At 69.1% G+C, this 19395-nt stretch carries 13 protein-coding genes and 3 pseudogenes; 13 read left to right on the top strand and 3 right to left on the bottom strand.

The genetic code is table 11. From position 1 onward, the window contains the following. The first annotated feature begins 288 nt into the window (after nucleotides 1-288). Nucleotides 289-1128, top strand: coding sequence for an IS5 family transposase (locus OG485_RS12460; RefSeq protein ID WP_328668405.1), 840 nt, complete (start codon nucleotides 289-291; stop codon nucleotides 1126-1128). 587 nt (nucleotides 1129-1715) lie between these two features. Continuing rightward, complete coding sequence (locus OG485_RS12455; RefSeq protein WP_328668406.1) at nucleotides 1716-6053, top strand: hypothetical protein; 4338 nt, start codon at nucleotides 1716-1718, stop codon at nucleotides 6051-6053. Between the two features lie 74 nt (nucleotides 6054-6127). On the opposite strand, the gene OG485_RS12450 is transcribed toward OG485_RS12455, so the two are convergent. Beyond that, the gene (locus tag OG485_RS12450; RefSeq protein ID WP_328674859.1) at nucleotides 6128-6730 is read right to left on the bottom strand and encodes a hypothetical protein; all 603 of its coding nucleotides are present in this window, start codon (nucleotides 6728-6730) and stop codon (nucleotides 6128-6130) included. On the opposite strand from OG485_RS12450, the pseudogene OG485_RS12445 reads away from it, so the two are divergent. Beyond that, nucleotides 6729-6983: pseudogene (locus tag OG485_RS12445) on the top strand (hypothetical protein); the annotation flags it as partial. The gene OG485_RS12450 and the pseudogene OG485_RS12445 overlap by 2 nt on opposite strands. 2 nt (nucleotides 6984-6985) lie before the next feature. On the opposite strand, the pseudogene OG485_RS12440 reads toward OG485_RS12445, so the two are convergent. Next, nucleotides 6986-7737, bottom strand: a pseudogene (locus OG485_RS12440) (IS3 family transposase); the annotation flags it as partial. Between the two features lie 75 nt (nucleotides 7738-7812). Here OG485_RS12440 and OG485_RS12435 point away from each other — a divergent pair. Beyond that, nucleotides 7813-7911 (top strand): annotated as a pseudogene (locus OG485_RS12435) (IS5/IS1182 family transposase); the annotation flags it as partial. A 285-nt stretch (nucleotides 7912-8196) separates the two neighbouring features. Here OG485_RS12435 and OG485_RS12430 read toward each other — a convergent pair. After that, the gene (locus OG485_RS12430; protein ID WP_328668405.1) at nucleotides 8197-9036 is read right to left on the bottom strand and encodes an IS5 family transposase; all 840 of its coding nucleotides are present in this window, start codon (nucleotides 9034-9036) and stop codon (nucleotides 8197-8199) included. Between the two features lie 237 nt (nucleotides 9037-9273). On the opposite strand from OG485_RS12430, the gene OG485_RS12425 reads away from it, so the two are divergent. From OG485_RS12425 to OG485_RS12385, 9 genes are all read left to right on the top strand, one after another. Next, complete coding sequence (locus OG485_RS12425; protein ID WP_328668404.1) at nucleotides 9274-9861, top strand: TIGR03086 family metal-binding protein; 588 nt, start codon at nucleotides 9274-9276, stop codon at nucleotides 9859-9861. A gap of 473 nt (nucleotides 9862-10334) precedes the next feature. Next, entirely contained in the window at nucleotides 10335-10991 is a 657-nt protein-coding gene (locus tag OG485_RS12420; protein WP_328668403.1) for a GntR family transcriptional regulator, read from the top strand. Further along, nucleotides 10988-11896, top strand: coding sequence for a dihydrodipicolinate synthase family protein (locus OG485_RS12415; RefSeq protein WP_326788509.1), 909 nt, complete (start codon nucleotides 10988-10990; stop codon nucleotides 11894-11896). Before OG485_RS12420 ends, OG485_RS12415 begins: the two co-directional genes overlap by 4 nt. Next, complete coding sequence (gene araD, locus OG485_RS12410; RefSeq protein WP_328668402.1) at nucleotides 11884-13614, top strand: L-arabinonate dehydratase; 1731 nt, start codon at nucleotides 11884-11886, stop codon at nucleotides 13612-13614. Before OG485_RS12415 ends, araD begins: the two co-directional genes overlap by 13 nt. Before the next feature lie 98 nt (nucleotides 13615-13712). Next, nucleotides 13713-14648, top strand: coding sequence for a carbohydrate ABC transporter permease (locus OG485_RS12405; RefSeq protein WP_328668401.1), 936 nt, complete (start codon nucleotides 13713-13715; stop codon nucleotides 14646-14648). Further along, nucleotides 14645-15547, top strand: a complete 903-nt coding sequence (locus OG485_RS12400; protein WP_443048686.1) for a carbohydrate ABC transporter permease — start codon at nucleotides 14645-14647, stop codon at nucleotides 15545-15547. Before OG485_RS12405 ends, OG485_RS12400 begins: the two co-directional genes overlap by 4 nt. Next, a complete protein-coding gene (locus OG485_RS12395; protein ID WP_328668400.1) occupies nucleotides 15544-16815 on the top strand; it encodes a Gfo/Idh/MocA family protein in 1272 nt (423 codons plus the stop codon). The genes OG485_RS12400 and OG485_RS12395 overlap by 4 nt, the downstream gene beginning before the upstream one ends. Beyond that, nucleotides 16812-17654, top strand: a complete 843-nt coding sequence (locus tag OG485_RS12390) for a PmoA family protein (RefSeq protein ID WP_328668399.1) — start codon at nucleotides 16812-16814, stop codon at nucleotides 17652-17654. Before OG485_RS12395 ends, OG485_RS12390 begins: the two co-directional genes overlap by 4 nt. Further along, nucleotides 17654-19219 (top strand): glycoside hydrolase family 43 protein, encoded by a 1566-nt coding sequence (locus tag OG485_RS12385; protein WP_328668398.1) that lies wholly within the window; start codon nucleotides 17654-17656, stop codon nucleotides 19217-19219. Before OG485_RS12390 ends, OG485_RS12385 begins: the two co-directional genes overlap by 1 nt. Nucleotides 19220-19395 lie beyond the last annotated feature (176 nt).

The following is a 19395-nucleotide window of genomic DNA, read 5'->3' as shown; positions in this document are numbered from 1 at the left end:
GCCCTTGAAGCAGGGCAGGAGCGAGAGCCGCATATAGGGCTTGACCTGCATAAACGCCCTCTGAGAGGGTGTTTAGCGCCTATTTAGGTTGTTATACGGCGGTTTGGATCTCGGCTTGTCTGGGAGTGCTGAGGCTGGCGTGAGTGATGGTGCACGAGTTGCCGTTCCGGCGTCGCGTTGGCCCGGCTTCTCCTGTTTCATCCCAGGACGCCGGGTTGTGCGCCGTGTGCTTCGGGCGCCGATGTGTGCGCCCGGGCCTGCCGGGTCGTGGGTGGGTAGCCCGGAATCGTGCCTGAACGTCGCCGTTATCCCAGTGATCTGTCCGATGCCCGCTGGAAGTTGGTCGAGCCGGTCCTGACCGCCTGGCGGTCCGAGCGTCGCGGCCGCGGCCTGGACATCGGCCGGCCGCCCGATCACGACCTGCGGAGCCTGCTGGACGCGGTCCTCTATGTGAACCGGACCGGGATCCCCTGGCGCTATCTGCCGCACGACTACCCGCACTGGAACACCGTCTACGCCTACTTCGCCCGATGGCAGGAGGAAGGCGTCTTCGACCAGCTCAACAGCCTCCTGCGCCGACAAGTCCGCAGGCAGGAAGGCCGGAGCGAAGAACCGAGCGCGTGCGTCATCGACTCCCAGAGCGTCAAGACCTCTGCCAACGTCCCCGCCTCCGGGCAGGGTATCGACGCCGGGAAGAAGATCGTCGGGCGGAAGCGGAGCATCGTCATCGACACCGTCGGGCTTCTCCTCGGAGCGCTGGTCACCGCTGCGAGCGTGCAGGACTCGGTGGCCGGCCAGATCCTCATCGAACGGGTGGCCGCAGAGCATCCGACCGTCCGCAAGACCTGGGTCGACGGCGGCTACCGCCAGCACCTCGTCGAGCACGCCGCCACCCTCGGCATCGACATGCACATCGTCCGCCGCGACCCGTCCACCAGGGGATTTACCGTCCTGCCCCGCCGCTGGACCGTTGAGCGCACCCTGGGCTGGCTGATGAACCACCGCCGCCTCGCCCGCGACTACGAAGCCCACCCGCACCGCTCCGAAGCCATGATCCACCTCGCGATGATCAACCTCATGACCCGCAGACTCACCGCCGAATCCACCCCCACATGGCGCGGCACATAAAACACACTCAACACGGCAATCCGGGATAAAACAACGGGACGAAACGCCCCCTCAGACCCACGCTTGGAAGGTAGGACCAGCTAAACGGCGCGGACACAGCCCCTGAAAACTGCCCAGCCCTCGGAACAAACACCGTTGCACTACTAATTCCGCCATCGCATGAAATTTGCCAAAAAAATCTCAGACGTATCCCTTTTCATATCAGAGTGGCGATATTTTCGGAAGATTGATCCGTATTGCCCCTCTCGAGTGTATGAGTAGCCGCCGATATTCGGCCAGTTCGGGCGGCGGGGGGATGCGGTTCGGTGAGAATTTTATTGACACGGCCGCCGCCCGTGGATCATCTTCCCTATGGGGAGCCAGGAGGGGTTCAGGGGACTTGCGTGCGACATGTTGGCCGATTTCATACACCACGCGAAGAGTCGCACCGGTGAAATTTCGACTTTCCTCTCTGTGGGCGGAAAAGTCCACCGGGCGGTGATTTACGCGCCCCTTTTTTCTTCCCGATCTCCTGCGGTGTGCGGGAGCTAGCACGAGAAGGAGAAGCGTTGAGATTAGGTAGAAGAACGCGGGCGCCGCTCGCTGCGGTGGCCGCCGGGGCGGTGCTCGCCGGACTGACTCAGGCGGCGGCGTGGGCCGAGGCGCCGGAATCCACGGTCCCAGTGCCCAGAACAGCAGCCCTGGTCCAGCACGACAGCGTGCCTCCCTCATCGCGGGCCGCGCTATTGGGCAAAGCCTGGAAGCAGTCAGAGGACCTGGCGTGGACCACCTCGGGTGACGCCGACGGCTTCCACATCCTCACCGCGCGCAAGAGGGACGGATACGCCTGGCGGAGCACGGCCTCGCTTTCAGAGCCGGGATTCGAGGCGGACGCATGGATCGGCAACGCGTGCGTCACCGGCTCCGGCCGCCGGGCAGTGGTCGTATACGCGCCCCGCACGTTCACCAACAAGCCGCAACTGATGGCACGCGGGGGATTCACTGCGGTCGTCGACCTGCCATCCGGCCGGGTGACGAAGCTGAGACTCAAGACGTCTCTGTCGTACTACAACCCCGGCTGCGGACCGGGTGACACGGCAGTGCTGACCCAGTCCGGAGGCGAGGACCTGCCAGGCACACGGCTGGTGCGCCTCGACACCGCCACAGGCCGGTTCGGCAGACCGATTTCTCTGCAGGGCCAGGTCACCTCAGCCGTACCGACCGTGGACGGTTCCGTCGTTGGAGCCTTCGGCAGGCAAGTCGTCGCAGTCGACATACGCGGGCGGCGTACAGCGCTCGTGCGTACCGAGGGCGTGCCCTACCGCCTTACCCCCGACGGTGCGGGAGGGCTCACCTTCCTCGACAAACACGGCGCCACGTCCAAGGTCAAGCACATAGCCGCCGCCACGGTGACACACCCCGACGTGCGCACCACACGGGCGGCGGTCCTGGCTCAGGGCCCGGCGACCGGGACAGGGCTGACACGAAGCGCAGGCACGGCTTACATCACCGGGCGAACAACCCCGGCGGCGAGGCAGCTGCCCGCCGCCGTACGGAGGCTGGCGTCGACACCGACGGACATCACTGTCTCCACCAGGGGTGAATCCGTGCTCACCCGCACAGCGTGGGCTGACGGCAAGGGCACACTGCTGCTCCCCGGCGAGGCTGGCCGGGCCCGCAAGGTGAAGATGTCGCTGACCACACGTGCCACCGGCCGCAAGGCATCCTTCACCGTAGACCCGGCGGGGCGGACGACTTCCTACGCCGGCCAAGGCCACGAAGCGTCCCCGGGCCTGCTCGCGGGCTCCGGAAGAGAACACGAAGCCACCGTGGCCACCACTGCGGCCGGTAACCCCAGCAACCCGGTGGAGGAAGAGCGCACCTGCTCCGTCCCCCGCAACGATCCGCGCAACCAGGCCGTGCAGCCCAAGCCTCGCCAGGTGGAATGGGCCGTCGACATGGCGGTCAAGGGCTTGCTGAACACTCACATCTCGCGCCCTGCCAACTGGAAGAACCTGGGCATGCCCACGTACATGCCGCAAGCTCTGTTCCTGAACCCGGCACTCGAAGGCGGCGGCCGCACCATGGCGCAGGTCATGCTCGGGGTGACCACGCAGGAGTCGAACATGTGGCAGGCCAGCCGAGAAGCTGTTCCCGGAGTCACCGCCAGCCCGCTGATCGGCAACTACTACGGAATCAACCTCTACGACGGCGACACCAGCAACGACTGGGAAGTTGACTTCGCCAAGGCCGACTGCGGATACGGCATCACACAGATCACCGACCACATGCGGATGGCCGGGCGGGAGGACGGCCACGGCGGCGCGGCCTGGGACTACCAGAAGCAGCGTGCGGCAGCACTCGACTACACCGCGAACATCTCTGCGGGCCTGCAGACCCTTGTCTCCAAGTGGAACGAGACCCGCGCGGCAGGGCTGATCGCCAACCACGGCACCTCCGGCCGGCCGGAGAACTGGTACTTCGCGCTGTGGGCCTACAACTCCGGTTTCCACCCCAACGCCGGCGACGGCTCGCCGTGGGGTCTGGGCTGGGCCAACAATCCCGCCAACCCGGAATGGGACGCCGGACGGCTGCCGTTCATGGAGAACGCCGCCGGCGGCGAGGACGCCAGCGCTGCCGCCCACCCACAGAACTGGCCCTACCAGGAGAAAGTCCTCGGCTTCGCCGCCCATCCACCGTCCTTTTTGGAGTCTCCTGGCGTATTGGTCCCCGCCTTCCGCCCCGCCACCTGGAACGGCACCAACTCGGCCGTCACCGTCAAGGGCAGCGCGCTCTACAACCGGGCCCACCTCAAGGCACCCGAGGACGCTTTCTGCGATTCCTCCAACAGCTGTGACCCGAGCCGGATCTCCGACGGCGCCTCCAACGACACCTCGAGCAGCGGGCCCTGCGGCCGTGACGACGTCAAGTGCTGGTGGCACAAATCGGTTACCTGGAAGACCGACTGCGTCGACACCTGCGGATACGAGTTCGTCCGCTTCGGCGACACCACGCCGGAGGAGCCCGATGGCACCGCCTACCCGCCCGCCTGCATCACCAGCGGCCTCCCAGGCAACGCCCTCATCGTCGACGACGTGCCGGCAGACACCCCTGTCGTTCGTCCCGGTTGCGCCAACTCCTGGACGAACTCCGGCACGTTCAGCTTCGACTTCGCCAACAATGCCGTCGAGACGGTTTACCCCTCGAAGGTCGACCTCCACCAGCTGGGCGCCGGCTTCGGCGGCCACTTCTGGTTCGGCCACACTCGCCAGGACGACGCCAAGGGTCAGCGGCTGAAGATCACCGCCGACTGGAAACTCAACAGGGAACTCGACAAGGATGCCCGGGTCTGGGTACACCTCCCTGATCACGGCGCGCAGACCAAGCTCGCCAAATACCAGATCAAGACCCGTAACGGCTGGCGCAGCAGGACCGTCTCGCAGCCCGGTGACAGCAACCGCTGGGTGAAGCTCGGGATCTTCCGCACCAAGGGCATCGTGCCCGAGGTCAAGCTGAGCACGATCACGTCCGACGGCACCGGTGACGAGGACATCGCCTTCGACGCCGTGGCATTCGAGCCCGGCGACTGGGACTTCGTACCCGAGATCGTCATCCCGGAGGCCGATCCCGACGCTCCCGACCCGGAGTGGGAGGACACGGACCGGCAGAAGCAGCCGAACCCCGAGGGCACCACGCTGGCGCCGAACAAGGAGAGCTGCGGCGAAGCGGATGACAAGGGCACCCGCCAGTGTGTCAAGCTCGACTACGACCTCAAGAAGTACGGCGCTCGCAAGTGGCAGCAGCCCAAGCCCGCCAGGAGCGGCGTCGCCGCGGCCGCTGCCCCTCTGGTGTCGTGGTGCGATGACCCCACCGTCTCCGGCTACACCATCACGCGCCGCGAGGGCTGTCACAAACTGGCGGCAGTGGTCAGGTGGGAGCAGGGCGGCAAGACGGTGGGAACAGCCATCTTCGCAGTCCGTGAGGAGATTCTGCTGGAGAACAAGGCCGTATTCCGTGAGCGGATGTTCATGAGCCCGCTGTCCCTCGACGCCTCGTTGGGCACCGTCTCCCTGGACTACTGGGATGCGGTTTGTACACCGGATTGCGACGAGGCCTACCAGGGCGGCTGGGATGGTCTCACCGCGTGGGAGCCGATCGTGGACAACCACTGGGCATCAGCGACCAGGACATTCACCTGGAACAATGCGGTGTCCGGTACGTCCCAGAAGTTCGACCGGGGCACGTTCCTGAGCTTCAAGGCGGCTGCCCCCGAGGCAGCCGGAGCGGCCCCGGTCATCAAGCCGTCCTGGACGTTCTGGGATCAGGTCGAATGCGACAACAGTGTCGCCGTACCCAACTCGACCGGCTGCATCTTCGCCAAGAACGTACCGACGTGGCAGACCAACACCAAGCGGTATCCGGCCGCCGCCGCCTACTACTGGGTGCTGCGGGAGAAATTGGAGGACCACCCCGGCAGCAAGAAGTACAACAAGCCGATGCACCGTATGACGGACCAGGTTCAGCAGAGGCACAATCGCGACACGATCTGTAACAAAACCGGCACCGGCAAGTGGACGGCTCACGACGATGCCACAGGGGATACCCAGGGTGTGCAGTGCGACGAATTCCCCTTCGCAGCCACCAAGGAGAGCGGGGGGATTCCCACCCCGGTCGTCAACGGAGGCATCTGCGCGCAGCTCTATGCGCAGAAACAGGGCGACGGCACCTGGCGCCTCTTCGACGACGACAGATACGACCCGCCCACATGGAGGGAGATCTGCGGGCGCGCTTCCATGCCGGGCAAACAGAACGGAGATGCGGGAAGGGGACCGGGACTGTCGGGTTTCTTCACCAAGGCGCGGGTCCAGAACGACGGGGAGTTCTACATCGAGGTCCCGGACCTGGAGGGCTGCAACCCCGATGACATCTGCGTCATCCGCCGCTGAGTCACCGCCCTTCTAGGGCGATAGCCGTGGGGTGCCGGCCGTACGGCCGGCACCCCACGACGGGCCGTACCGTCTTACCGCCAGACGATGTTGCTCGTACCGTCCGACTCACGTACTGCTTCGGGACGGATCTCGCTGCCGGTCGCCGTGACGACGGGCCGTCCGGTCTCCAGGGCTTCGAGCGTCTCCTGGAACATCTCGGACAGGCTCTTCCAGCGCATGACCCCCCACAGCTCCAGATCCTGGTCGATCTCCAGGACGGCGCCGTACGTCAGCCCCTCACGATGGTCCACGATCAGTTGTGTGCCGACGTGCGTGCTGCTGACGGGCACCCATTTCGTGTGAGCTGTCCGGCCCACGACGAAGTCCTCGTTGCCGTCCTCCCGGCTCCACGCCACGTCCTGCTCCATGTCCCGCCGACCGAGCAGCATGCGCTTGGCGTCGACCGGGTAGTGGCCACCCGGGATGAAACCACCGGGGCCGCTGTGCCGAAAGTGGGTCGACACCCCATTGTGGTACTCCAGCCACGTCCGGATCTCGGGGACGAGCGGGAACGTGTTCTCGGTGATCGCGTCGATATCTGACGCCCTCGCAGGCGGGTTCAGTGTGCCGAAATCATCCGGCGCGTTGACTTCCAGCCACCGATCGAGATGGCTCAGTACATCCTGGAACTGCATGGTTCGTCCTCGCGTTTCAACGCTGCCTCCATCACAACATCACAGGAGTATGAGGCGGATCCTAGACCACGCGATCCAGCTGGTCCTGTCCCAGCTCGACGTCGGCGAGAAGACAGGCGAGACCACCTGCTTCCAGCCCCTGCTGAATGCCGTCGCCGACCTCGCCGGGACGGTGGTCACCAGCGACGCGCTGCACACCCAGCGCGAGCACGCCACCTACCTCCTGACGCGGGGCGCCCACTACATCGTCATCGTCAAGGGCAACCAGAAGCACCTGCGCAGCCAGCTCGAATCCCTTCCCTGGAAGGAAGTCCCGCTCCAGGGCCGCACCAGGTCCGGAGCGGGCGGCGCGGTCCTGTCCGCGATCGTCGTCCGCTTCTTCTTCTTCCGCAGGTGCCGGCCGACGATGTGGTTGATCCGCATCAGCCGGGTGACGCGCTTGCGGTTGATCCTGCGTCCCCTCGCACGCAGTTCGGCATGGACGCGCGGGGCACCGTAAGCGCCCTGGTGCTCGACGTGGATGGCGCGGATCTCGCTCACGGTCCGCTTCTCCTCGGCCCGACGCTCGATGCGGGCCTGCTCAGTGGCCAGGTGCCGGTAGTAGCCAGCGCGGGATGCTCCAAGCACCCGGCAGATCCGCTTGACGCCGAAGTCGGCGCAGTTGTCGGAGATGAAGTCCCAGCGGTAGGGGCTCACTTCACCTCCCGGGCGAAATAGGCAGCAGCCCTGCGCAGGATTTCGCGCTCCAGTTGCCACTCCTGCTCGGCCTTGAGCAGCCGAGCGTTCTCCGCTCGCAACCGAGCCCGTTCCTCGGCCGCGCTCACGCTGCCGTCGCGGCCCTCGGGCACGGCCTGAGCCTCGTCCTTGCGCACCCACGTCCGAAGCGACTCCGCGGTGATGCCGAGATCCGCGGCCACCGCCGCATACGTCCGCTTCCCGGCAGCGGCGCGGTAGAGCGCGACAGCGTCCTTCCTGAACTCCTCCGGATACGGAGACTTCCGTCCCACCTGGACATCCCTCCTTGGACTATCAAGATCCATTGTCAAGGTGTCCACTCCAAAGGGTCAGCCTCACATACCGTCCTGAAGGGCTGGCGCCTGCTACGCAAGCTCCGCTGCAGCACCAACCGGATCACCAACATCGTGAAGGCCGTCGTCGTCCTTCACCACGCCTCAACCTGAGGTTGGAAAGGGCTCAGTGGTCGTCGCCGATGACCTGGCCGGTACACGGTCGGTGCGGAATGACCCATGTGCCTTGCATTCGAGCGGGCGTGGGCCTGCGCCCAAACTGCCCGACAGTGAGGCTTGGCTACCTGGGGCACGGTCGGGCTGAGTAGAGGCCGACCGTGCTGGCCGGGTTTGAATCGAAGCCTGTGGCCTCCGCGTGCCCTTCGCGGCACACGGAGGCCATGCTCAGAGGGCGTTTCGTCCCGTTGTTTTATCCCGGATTGCCGTGTTGAGTGTGTTTTATGTGCCGCGCCATGTGGGGGTGGATTCGGCGGTGAGTCTGCGGGTCATGAGGTTGATCATCGCGAGGTGGATCATGGCTTCGGAGCGGTGCGGGTGGGCTTCGTAGTCGCGGGCGAGGCGGCGGTGGTTCATCAGCCAGCCCAGGGTGCGCTCAACGGTCCAGCGGCGGGGCAGGACGGTAAATCCCCTGGTGGACGGGTCGCGGCGGACGATGTGCATGTCGATGCCGAGGGTGGCGGCGTGCTCGACGAGGTGCTGGCGGTAGCCGCCGTCGACCCAGGTCTTGCGGACGGTCGGATGCTCTGCGGCCACCCGTTCGATGAGGATCTGGCCGGCCACCGAGTCCTGCACGCTCGCAGCGGTGACCAGCGCTCCGAGGAGAAGCCCGACGGTGTCGATGACGATGCTCCGCTTCCGCCCGACGATCTTCTTCCCGGCGTCGATACCCTGCCCGGAGGCGGGGACGTTGGCAGAGGTCTTGACGCTCTGGGAGTCGATGACGCACGCGCTCGGTTCTTCGCTCCGGCCTTCCTGCCTGCGGACTTGTCGGCGCAGGAGGCTGTTGAGCTGGTCGAAGACGCCTTCCTCCTGCCATCGGGCGAAGTAGGCGTAGACGGTGTTCCAGTGCGGGTAGTCGTGCGGCAGATAGCGCCAGGGGATCCCGGTCCGGTTCACATAGAGGACCGCGTCCAGCAGGCTCCGCAGGTCGTGATCGGGCGGCCGGCCGATGTCCAGGCCGCGGCCGCGACGCTCGGACCGCCAGGCGGTCAGGACCGGCTCGACCAACTTCCAGCGGGCATCGGACAGATCACTGGGATAACGGCGACGTTCAGGCACGATTCCGGGCTACCCACCCACGACCCGGCAGGCCCGGGCGCACACATCGGCGCCCGAAGCACACGGCGCACAACCCGGCGTCCTGGGATGAAACAGGAGAAGCCAGGCCAACACGACGCCGGAACGGCAACTCGTGCACCATCACTCACGCCAGCCTCAGCACTCCCAGACAAGCCGAGATCCAAACCGCCGTATAACAACCTAAATAGGCGCTAAACGCCCTCTGAGGAGAATCGGATGACCGGCCAGACCTTCGACTTCGGCCCGCAGGCCATCGTCGTGGCGCGCCTCGCAGCGGGTGTCACGGACGCACGGCTCGACGGGGTGACCTCCTGTCCGAAGTACGCGGTGCGCAACCTGCTCGGCCATCTGACCGGCCTGGCCGTCGCCTTCCGCGACGCCGGGCGCAAGGACCTGGGCCCGACGACCGACGCCGGCCCGACCGCCGCGGTGCCCGACATCGAGCCGGGCTGGCGTGAGGCCCTGCCGAAGGCGCTCGACGAACTCGCCGACGCCTGGCGGGACCCGGCCGCCTGGACCGGCACGACCCGGGCGGGCGGAGTGACGCTCCCGGCCGAGGTCGCGGCGGCCGTCGCCGCCGACGAACTGGTGGTGCACGGCTGGGACCTCGCGCGGGCCACCGGACAGGAGTACACACCCGACGCCACCGCCCTTCAGGTGACGCGGCAGTTCCTCGCCGGCGTGGCCGACGACCCGACCCGCGTCGGAGGCATCTTCGGCCCCGTCGTCCCGGTACCTGACGACGCCCCGCTCCTCGACCGCGTGATCGGCCTCAGCGGCCGTGACCCGGGCTGGAAGCCGTAACGGAGGAGCCGTCGACGCGAGCCGTCGTCGACGCAAGCCTTGTCGACGCAAGCCGCCGTCGGCCGCCACCGCTTCACGGGAGCACAGGGTCCGTGAGACCTGGAGGTGGCCCGAAACCGCCGCGCCCCTGTGGGGCGCCAACCTCCTTCCCGCTGAGATACCGCTCTCCTGACGCGTCAAGGGCCGCCCGCCGAGCGGGCGGCCCGTACGTGTACTCCCGGACGGCATCGCGAGAGCGAACATCCGACAGGCCTCGCCCCGCGTGAGGGGGCCGGACCCTCCGGTGCCCCGCGCCTCACGTGTCTCCTGAACTTCCTCTGCCGGAAGCGTTGACGAAACACGGTCACGCTCCTACCTTCAACGCGTCGTACTTCGTACGTCATATATGAGACGCGATATGCGAGACCGGGGATCGGCGTCCGCGACCGATGTCCGGCTCCCGTGATCCGCGACGTGAGACCAGAGAGGCGCGCATGACCTCTGTGCCCACCCCGATCCCGTCCCGCACGCAGTTCGTGCTGGAGGGGATCAAACACCGCATTCTCACCGGGCAGTTGACCCCAGGGCAGGCCCTGGTCGAGACCGACCTCGCCGCACAGTTCGGGGTGTCGAAGACCCCGGTGCGCGAGGCGCTCAAGACCCTGGCCGGCACCGGGCTCGTCGTGATGAACCAGTACAAGGGCGTCACGGTGCGCATGGTGGACGCGGACATGGCGCGCGAGGTGTACGACGTGCGGCTGCTCCTCGAACCCGAGGCCCTGCGGCGGGTGGTGCACCGGGGGGCCTCCCTCGACGCCGCCCGCGACGCGCTCACCCGTGCCGACGACGCCGCCGACACCGCCGAACGTTCCCTGGCCAACCGGGAGTTCCACCGCGCCCTCTACGTCCCCTGCGGCAATCCACTGCTCGGCCGGATGCTCGACGAGGTGCGCGACCAGGCGGCCCTCGTCTCGGCGGTCGCCTGGGCGTCCGATCCCTCCTGGGAGCGGGAGGCGAGCGAGCACCGGGAGATCCTGCGTCTCGCCCTCGACGGTGACGCCGACGGTGCGGCCGTGGCACTGCACGCGCACATCGCCTCGTTCGTGCGACGGGCCTTCCCCCAGGGCCAGGAAGAGGACGGACAGGAATGACAGCGACGTTCGAGACCCAGCGGGCGGCCCTGGCCGAGGTCGTGGCGATCCCGGTGACCCCGTTCGCCGAGGACGGCACGATCGACCGTGACACCCACCGGGCCCTGCTGCGCCGGCTGATCGACGGCGGCGTCCGCACCCTCACCCCCAACGGCAACACCGGCGAGTTCTACGCCCTCACCCCCGAAGAGCGCCGCACCATCACCGAGTTGACCATCGAGGAGGCCGGCGACCGCGCGGTCGTCCTCGTCGGCGTCGGGCACGACCTGCCCACCGCCGTCGCCTCCGCACGGCACGCCCGCGCCCTCGGCGCACCGATGGTGATGGTCCATCAGCCGGTGCACCCGTACGTCTCGGAGGGCGGCTGGGTCGACTACCACCGGGCGATCGCCGAGTCCGTGCCGGAGCTGGGCGTCGTGCCGTACATCCGCAATCCGCTGCTCGCGGGTTCGCGGCTCGCCGAACTCGCTGACGCCTGCCCGAACGTCATCGGCGTGAAGTACGCCGTCCCCGACGCGGCGCGCTTCGCGTCCTTCGCGCGGGACGCCGGTCTCGAACGGTTCGTGTGGGTGGCCGGACTCGCCGAGCCGTACGCCCCCTCGTACTTCTCGGCCGGTGCCACCGGGTTCACGTCGGGCCTGGTGAACGTCGCCCCGGCCGTCTCGCTGAACATGATCGAGGCGCTCCGGTCCGGCGACTACCCGGCCGCGATGAAGGTCTGGGAGCGGATCCGGCGCTTCGAGGAACTGCGCGCCGCCGACGCCTCCGCGAACAACGTCACCGTCGTCAAGGAAGCCCTGTCCTCGCTCGGCCTGTGCCGCCGTGACGTGCGCCCGCCGAGCAGACCGCTGCCCGCGAGCGAGCGTTCCGAGGTCGCCGCCATAGCCGCCGGATGGTCCCTGTGAAACCGCCCGAGGAGCTCAGAAGCCATCAGTGGTACGGCACCGACGGGCTCCGCTCGTTCAGCCACCGGGCCAGGACCCGGCAGCTCGGCTACCTCCCCGAGGAGCACCTGGGCAAGCCGGTCGTCGCGATCCTCAACACCTGGTCCGACATCAACCCGTGCCATGTGCACCTGCGCGACCGCGCGCAGGCCGTCAAGCGGGGCGTGTGGCAGGCCGGCGGATTCCCGCTCGAATTCCCGGTGTCCACGCTGAGCGAGACCTTCCAGAAGCCGACCCCGATGCTCTACCGCAACCTGCTCGCGATGGAGACCGAGGAACTGCTGCGGTCGTATCCGGTGGACGGGGCCGTGCTGATGGGCGGCTGCGACAAGACCACGCCCGCGCTGCTCATGGGCGCCGCCTCGGTCGACCTGCCGACCGTCTTCGTGCCCGCCGGACCGATGCTCCCGGGCCACTGGCGCGACGAGGTCCTCGGGTCCGGCACCGACATGTGGAAGTACTGGGACGACAGGCGCGCGGGCCTCATCGGGGACTGCGAGATGACCGAGCTGGAGAGCGGGCTCGCCCGGTCGCCGGGGCACTGCATGACCATGGGCACCGCGTCCACGCTGACAGCGGCCGCGGAGGCGCTCGGCGTCACCGTTCCCGGCGCGTCGAGCATCCCCGCCGTCGACTCGGGACACGACCGGATGGCGGCCGCGGCCGGGCTCAGGATCGTCGAACTCGTCCACAAGGACCGCGTGTTGTCCGACATCCTCACGGCCGAGGCCTTCGAGGACGCGGTCACGACCGTCCTCGGCCTCGGCGGCTCCACCAACGCCGTGATCCACCTGATCGCCATGGCCGGACGGGCCGGGGTCACCCTGACCCTGGACGACTTCGACCGGATCGCCCGGACCGTGCCCGTCCTCGCCGACGTCCGGCCCGGCGGACAGAAGTACCTCATGGAGGACTTCCACTTCGCCGGCGGCCTGCCCGGGTTCCTCTCCCGGATCACCGACCTGCTGCACCTGGACCGGCCCACGGTGTCCCACGACAGCATGCGCGAGCAGCTGGCGACCGCCCGGGTGCACAACGACGACGTCATCCGCACCCGGGAGAACCCGGTCGCGGCCGAGGGCGGGGTGGCCGTCCTGCGCGGCAACCTCTGCCCCGACGGCGCCGTCATCAAGCACATCTCCGCCGAGCCGCACCTGCTCAAGCACACCGGTCCCGCGGTCGTCTTCGACGACTACCGCACCATGCAGCGGACCATCGACGACCCGTCGCTCGGCATCACCGCGGACAGCGTCCTCGTGCTGCGGGGCTCCGGCCCCAAGGGCGGTCCGGGCATGCCCGAGTACGGGATGCTGCCCATCCCCGACCACCTGCTGAAGCAGGGCGTCCGGGACATGGTGCGGATCTCCGACGCCCGGATGAGCGGCACGAGTTACGGCGCGTGCGTGCTGCACGTGGCGCCCGAGTCGTACGTCGGCGGCCCGCTCGCCCTCGTACGGAGCGGGGACCCGATCACCCTCGACGTCGAGGCACGGTCACTCCGGCTCCACGTGGACGACGCGGAGCTGGAGCGCAGGCGGGCCGCGTGGACCCCGCCGCCCGTCCGGTACGAGCGAGGCTACGGCGCGCTCTACAACGACCAGATCACCCAGGCCGACACCGGCTGCGACTTCGCGTTCCTGGCCCGCCCGGGCAAGGTGCCGGACCCGTACGCGGGCTGAGGCCCCCACGACCGCACGTGGACGTGCCCGACCCATGACGTCGTAGCAAGCGCTTCCTGTACCCGCTGTACCTGCCCCACTGCGAACGGAGAACAGTCATGGCCCAAGCCGCAGCCGTGGCGAAACCGCCCGCGCCACTCCGGCGGCGCCGTGCCTCAGCGACCCCGCGCAGGCTTCCGTATCTGCTGATCGCCCCGGCGGCGCTGCTGATGCTGGGCTTCATCGCCTACCCCGTCATCAGCGTCTTCTACTACAGCCTGCAGAACTACAACCCGACGAAACCGTGGCGCAACGGCTACGCGGGCTTCGACAACTTCGTGCACGCCTTCACCGACGACCCCCAGTTCTGGGACACGCTGACCTTCAGCGCGAAGTGGGTCGTCGTCGAGGTGGGCCTCCAGCTGCTGTTCGGCCTGGCGCTCGCGCTGATCGTCAACCAGACCTTCGTCGGCCGGGCCGCCGGACGCGCCCTGGTCTTCTCGCCCTGGGCCGTCTCCGGGGTGCTGACCTCCGCGATCTGGGTGCTGCTCTACAACTCCCAGACGGGCATCACCCGTTACCTCGCCGACGCGGGCATGGGCTCGTACGGGACGAGCTGGCTCTCGGACACCTCCACCGTCTTCCCGGCGGCCGTGGTCGCGGACCTGTGGCGCGGGGTGCCCTTCTTCGCGATCCTGATCCTCGCCGACCTCCAGTCCGTCTCCAAGGACCTGTACGAGGCCGCCGAGGTCGACGGAGCCGGCCGCGTCCGGCAGTTCCTGCACATCACGCTGCCGCACCTCAAGGACGCGATCATCCTCTCCACCCTGCTGCGCGCGGTGTGGGAGTTCAACAACGTCGACCTGCTCTACACCCTCACCGGCGGCGGCCCCGCGGGCGAGACGACGACCCTTCCGCTCTACATCGCCAACACCAGTGTCGACGCGCACAACTTCGGTTACGCCTCGGCCCTCACCACGGTCGCGTTCGTGATTCTGCTGTTCTGCTCGATCGTCTATCTGCGGCTGAGCAAGTTCGGAGGCGGGGACAAGTGATCACCAAGGACGCCGGGACGATCGCCCCGGCCGTACCCGCCCCGCCCAGGGAGGAACCCCGCCCGCGCGCGGGGAGGAAGCGGCGCGCCTGGGACGAGGCCCCGCGCTGGCAGATCTACGTCCCCCTGGGCGGCTACCTCCTCTTCACCCTGGTCCCCTTCTACTGGATCCTGCTCTTCGCGCTGCGCCCGGCCGGCTCCACCTCCCTCGTGCCCTGGCCCATGACCCTCGACCACTTCGACAAGGTGTGGACCGAGCGCAGTTTCGGGACCTACTTCCAGAACAGCGTGATCATCGCCGTCTCCACCCTGGTGATGACCACGCTCGTCGCCCTCGCCGGCGGCTACGCCCTCGCCCGCTTCGACTTCAGGATGAAGCGCGGCTTCATGCTCGCGCTGCTCTGCTCGCAGTTCGTGCCGGGCGCCCTGCTCCTGGTCCCGCTCTTCCAGATCTTCGCCGAGCTCCGGATGATCAACTCGCTGGTCAGCGTCGTCATCGCCGAGACGGTCTTCCAGCTTCCGCTGTCGATGATCCTCATCAGCGGGTTCATCAGGAACGTGCCGTACACCCTGGAGGAGGCCGCCTGGGTCGACGGCTGCAACCGCTTCGACGCCTTCCGGATCGTCGTCCTCCCGCTGCTGCGGCCCGGGCTGATCGCCGTCGGCTCCTTCGCCTTCGTCCACGCCTGGAACCACTTCCTGTTCGCCCTGATGTTCCTCAGCGACCAGAGCAAGCAGACCATCCCGGTCGGCCTCAACACCCTGCTGAGCTCCGACAGCGTCGACCTCGGCGCGCTCGCGGCGGGCGGCATCGTCGCCGCCGTCCCCGTGGTCGTCGTCTTCGCCTTCATCCAGAAATGGCTGATCACCGGATTCAGCGCCGGGGCGGTGAAGGGATGACCGCCACCTCGCGCCGCAGCGGCGACCCGCACCCGGACAGCCGGCCGTCCGCGCCCGGCGTCCAGGCGGCGGTGACGGGCCCCGGGCTCCCGCGGCCGGCCGGTCCCGCCCAGGCGGGCACGACGGCCCGGCTCCCGCTGCCAGTCGTCCTCGCGGGCGCCCGGGGCCACGGCCGCTGGCACCTGGACAACATCCGCCGGCTCCAGGACAAGGGCCTGGTACGCCTCGCCGGGGTCTGCGAGCTGACCCCGCTCACCGAGGAGGAGCTGGGCGGGCGACGCGTCGAGCAGTCCGCCGACTTCGGTGCCCTCCTCGACTCCACCGGCGCCGCCGTCGCGGTGATCTGCACCCCCATCCCCACCCACACCGACCTCGCGCTGACCGCCGCGCGCAAGGGCGTCCACCTGCTCCTGGAGAAGCCGCCCGCGCCGTCCTACGCCGAGTTCCGGCGGATGGCCGACGGAGTCGCGGCGGCCGGAGCGGTCTGCCAGATCGGCTTCCAGTCGCTCGGCTCGCACGCCGTGCCGGCGATCAGGAAACTGATCACCGAGGGCGCAATCGGCCGGGTGACCGGAATCGGCGGGGCGGGCGCCTGGGTCCGCGACGAGGCGTACTTCCGGCGCGCGCCCTGGGCGGGCAGACGCCGCCTCGACGGCGCCGACGTCGTCGACGGGGTCCTCACGAACCCGCTGGCCCACGCCGTCGCCACGGCCCTCGCCCTGGACGGCTCGACCCGCGCCGAGGACGTCACCGGCATCCGGACCGAACTGCTGCGAGCCAACGACATCGAGTCCGACGACACCTCGTGCGTACGGGTGACGACCACCGGGGGCCGGATCACCGTCGCCGCCACGCTGTGCGCCGAACGCCCCGGCGAACCGTACGTCCTGGTGCACGGCACGGGCGGCCGGATCACCTTCTGGTACAAGCAGGACCGGGTGCTCGTGCAGCGGTCCGGACACGGCCCCGAGGAGATCGAGTACGGCCGCACCGACCTGCTGGAGAACCTGGCCGGGCATCTGACGGGCGGCGCCCCACTGCTGGTCCCGCCCGAGTCGACGGGCGCCTTCATGAAGGTCGTCGAGGCGATCCGGCAGGCCCCCGACCCGGTCGCGCTGCCCCCGGACGCCTGGAAGACGGTCCCCGGCGAACAGCGTCGCGTCGTGCCCGGCGTCGACGGATTCGTCGCGGCCGCCGCCGACACCCTCGCCCTCTACTCCGAGCTGGGCGCCTCCTGGGCGCTCCCGAAAGAGGTGAGCACCCCATGAACGACGACTCGCAGCTCCTGCGGATCGCGGGCCGCCCCGTCGCCCGCTACGTCACCCGGCCCGCACTCCCCGCCCGGCTCTCCCCGCGCCCGTATCTGCACCCCGTCACCACCCTGGCCGGCACCGCCGTCACCGAGCTCAGCCCGGCCGACCACACCCACCACCTCGGCGTCGGTGTCGCCGTACCCGACGTCGAGGGGCACAACTTCTGGGGCGGACGCACCTACGTCCGCGACCAGGGACCGACCGAGCTCGACAACCACGGCGCCCAGCGGCACGCCGGCTTCCAGCTGCGCGACCCGGACGGCTTCGTGGAGGAGCTGCGCTGGATGGCCGCGGGCACCGAACTGCTGCGGGAACGCCGTACGGTCGCGGCCGTCGCCCTCACCGACACCGCCTGGGCGCTGGACTTCACCTTCTCCCTCACGAACGTCACCGCGCGCGGTCTGTCGATCGGCAGCCCCGCCACCAACGGACGGCCGGGCGCGGCCTACGGAGGCTTCTTCTGGCGGGCCCGCAAGGAACAGGACGCCCCGCACGTGTTCACCGCCGACGCCGAGGGCGAGGAGGCCGTGCACGCGCGCCCCGCCGACTGGCTCGCCCTCGCGGGCGCCGGCTGGACGCTCGTCCTCGCCGGGGCGACCGGCGCGACCCGCCGTGACCCGTGGTTCGTCCGCACCGCCGAGTACCCGGGCGTCGGCTCCTCCCTGGCCCATGACGAGCGGCTGGCCGTCGGGGCGGGGGAGACGCTCGTACGCCGGGTCGTCACCGTCGTCGCCGACGGCACCCTCGACCGGAGCGGGGCCGCCGCGCTGGTCCGCAAGGCGGTGAGCCCCTGATGGCCCTGCCCTCCGCCGACCTCGGTGACGGCACCTACCGCAACCCCGTCCTCGACGCCGACTGGTCCGACCCCGATCTGCTGCGCGTCGGCGACGACTTCTACCTCACCGCCTCCAGCTTCGGCCGCGCCCCCGGCCTGCCACTGCTGCACTCCCGGGACCTGGTGAACTGGACCCTCGTCGGGCACGCTCTCCAACACCTGGAGCCCGCGCGCGAGTTCAGGAACCCCAGGCCCGACTGCGGCGTGTGGGCCCCCGCGTTGCGCCACCACGACGAACGATTCTGGATCTTCTGGGGCGACCCCGACCACGGCATCTTCCAGGTCAACGCCCAGCAGATCAGGGGCCCTTGGACGAGACCGCACCTGGTGAAGGAGGGCAGAGGGCTCATCGACCCCTGCCCGCTGTGGGACGAGGAGAGCGGCGAGGCGTATCTCGTGCACGCCTGGGCCAGGTCCCGTTCGGGAGTGAAGAACCGGCTGACCGGGCACCGGATGCGCCCCGACGGCACCGGGCTGCTCGACGAGGGCAAGGTGATCGTCGACGCCGACCTGGTTCCCGGCTGGTTCACCCTCGAAGGGCCCAAGGCCTACCGTCACGACGGCTGGTTCTGGATCTTCGCGCCCGCCGGGGGAGTCGAGACCGGCTGGCAGGGCGCCTTCCGTTCGCGCGGCTTCTTCGGGCCCTACGAGGAACGGGTGGTGCTGGAACAGGGGGACACCCGGGTCAACGGCCCGCACCAGGGCGGCTGGGTGCGCACGGCGGCGGGCGAGGACTGGTTCGCCCACTTCCAGCAGCGCGGACCCTACGGGCGGGTGGTCCACCTCCAGCCGATGAGCTGGGGCGAGGACGGCTGGCCGGTGCTCGGCGACCGGGGCACCCCCGTGGCCGTCCACCGCAAGCCGGACCTGCCGGCCCAGCCGCCGTCCGCACCCGCCACCGACGACGACTTCCCGGGCGGCCGCTTCGGGCGCCAGTGGCAGTGGACCGCCAACCCCCAGGACGGCTGGGCCACCCAGCACTCCGGCGACGGACTCCGGCTGACCTGTGTCCGTACGGCGGACGCCCACGACCTGCGCCGGCTGCCCCATGTCCTCACCCAGCGGATGCCGGGCGCGGCCGCCACCGTCCGGGTCGACCTGTGCCTCGACAGCGAGGAGCCCGGGGCGCGGGCCGGGATCGCGGTGCTCGGGGACGCGTTCGGCTGGATCGGCCTCCAGCGCGAGCCGGACGGATCGGTGCGGCTCGTGCACCGGTTCGCCGAGACCGCCGCCGTCGGGGCACCCGCCGTGCGCTCGGGGCGGAGCGAGGGCGAGCGCGACGCCGCTCCGGCACGCCCGGCGCCCGAGGGCCGGGCCCGGCTGTGGATCGAGATCGGCGCGGGGGCCCGCTGCCGCTTCTCCTACGACGTCGGCGGCGGCCGGCAGCCCTCCGGGCAGGCCTTCGCCGCCACGCCCTGGCGCTGGGTCGGCGCCCTGCTCGGCCTGTTCGCGCTCGCGCCGACCGGCGGGGGACACGCCGGAGCCGCCTCGTTCACGCGTTTTCGAGTCACCGCGACCCCCTGAGGGTCTTCGTCAGCCGTCGTCCGTCGTTCGTCCGCTTTGGGAGCCGCAATGAAGCACCTCCGTAGCAAGCGCTTGCCGGATGGGGAGGGAAGGGCGCGTCCCTTCCGGAAGCAGCCGGGCGCCGATCTCCGAGGACACCGCACCGACCCCACCACCCCGTTGGATCCGGAAGAAGA

Origin of the sequence: Streptomyces sp. NBC_00328, from assembly GCF_036139655.1 — a bacterium.
Taxonomy (GTDB): Bacteria; Actinomycetota; Actinomycetes; order Streptomycetales; family Streptomycetaceae; genus Streptomyces.
This window is presented reverse-complemented; position numbering and strand designations above follow the sequence as displayed.

Coding starts and splice junctions, on each gene's coding strand:
- OG485_RS12450 (WP_328674859.1), bottom strand. CDS start 6,730: ATGCAGTTCCAGGATGTACTGAGCCATCTCGATCGGTGGCTGGAAGTC.
- OG485_RS12425 (WP_328668404.1), top strand. CDS start 9,274: ATGACCGGCCAGACCTTCGACTTCGGCCCGCAGGCCATCGTCGTGGCG.
- OG485_RS12420 (WP_328668403.1), top strand. CDS start 10,335: ATGACCTCTGTGCCCACCCCGATCCCGTCCCGCACGCAGTTCGTGCTG.
- OG485_RS12415 (WP_326788509.1), top strand. CDS start 10,988: ATGACAGCGACGTTCGAGACCCAGCGGGCGGCCCTGGCCGAGGTCGTG.
- araD (WP_328668402.1), top strand. CDS start 11,884: ATGGTCCCTGTGAAACCGCCCGAGGAGCTCAGAAGCCATCAGTGGTAC.
- OG485_RS12405 (WP_328668401.1), top strand. CDS start 13,713: ATGGCCCAAGCCGCAGCCGTGGCGAAACCGCCCGCGCCACTCCGGCGG.
- OG485_RS12395 (WP_328668400.1), top strand. CDS start 15,544: ATGACCGCCACCTCGCGCCGCAGCGGCGACCCGCACCCGGACAGCCGG.
- OG485_RS12390 (WP_328668399.1), top strand. CDS start 16,812: ATGAACGACGACTCGCAGCTCCTGCGGATCGCGGGCCGCCCCGTCGCC.
- OG485_RS12385 (WP_328668398.1), top strand. CDS start 17,654: ATGGCCCTGCCCTCCGCCGACCTCGGTGACGGCACCTACCGCAACCCC.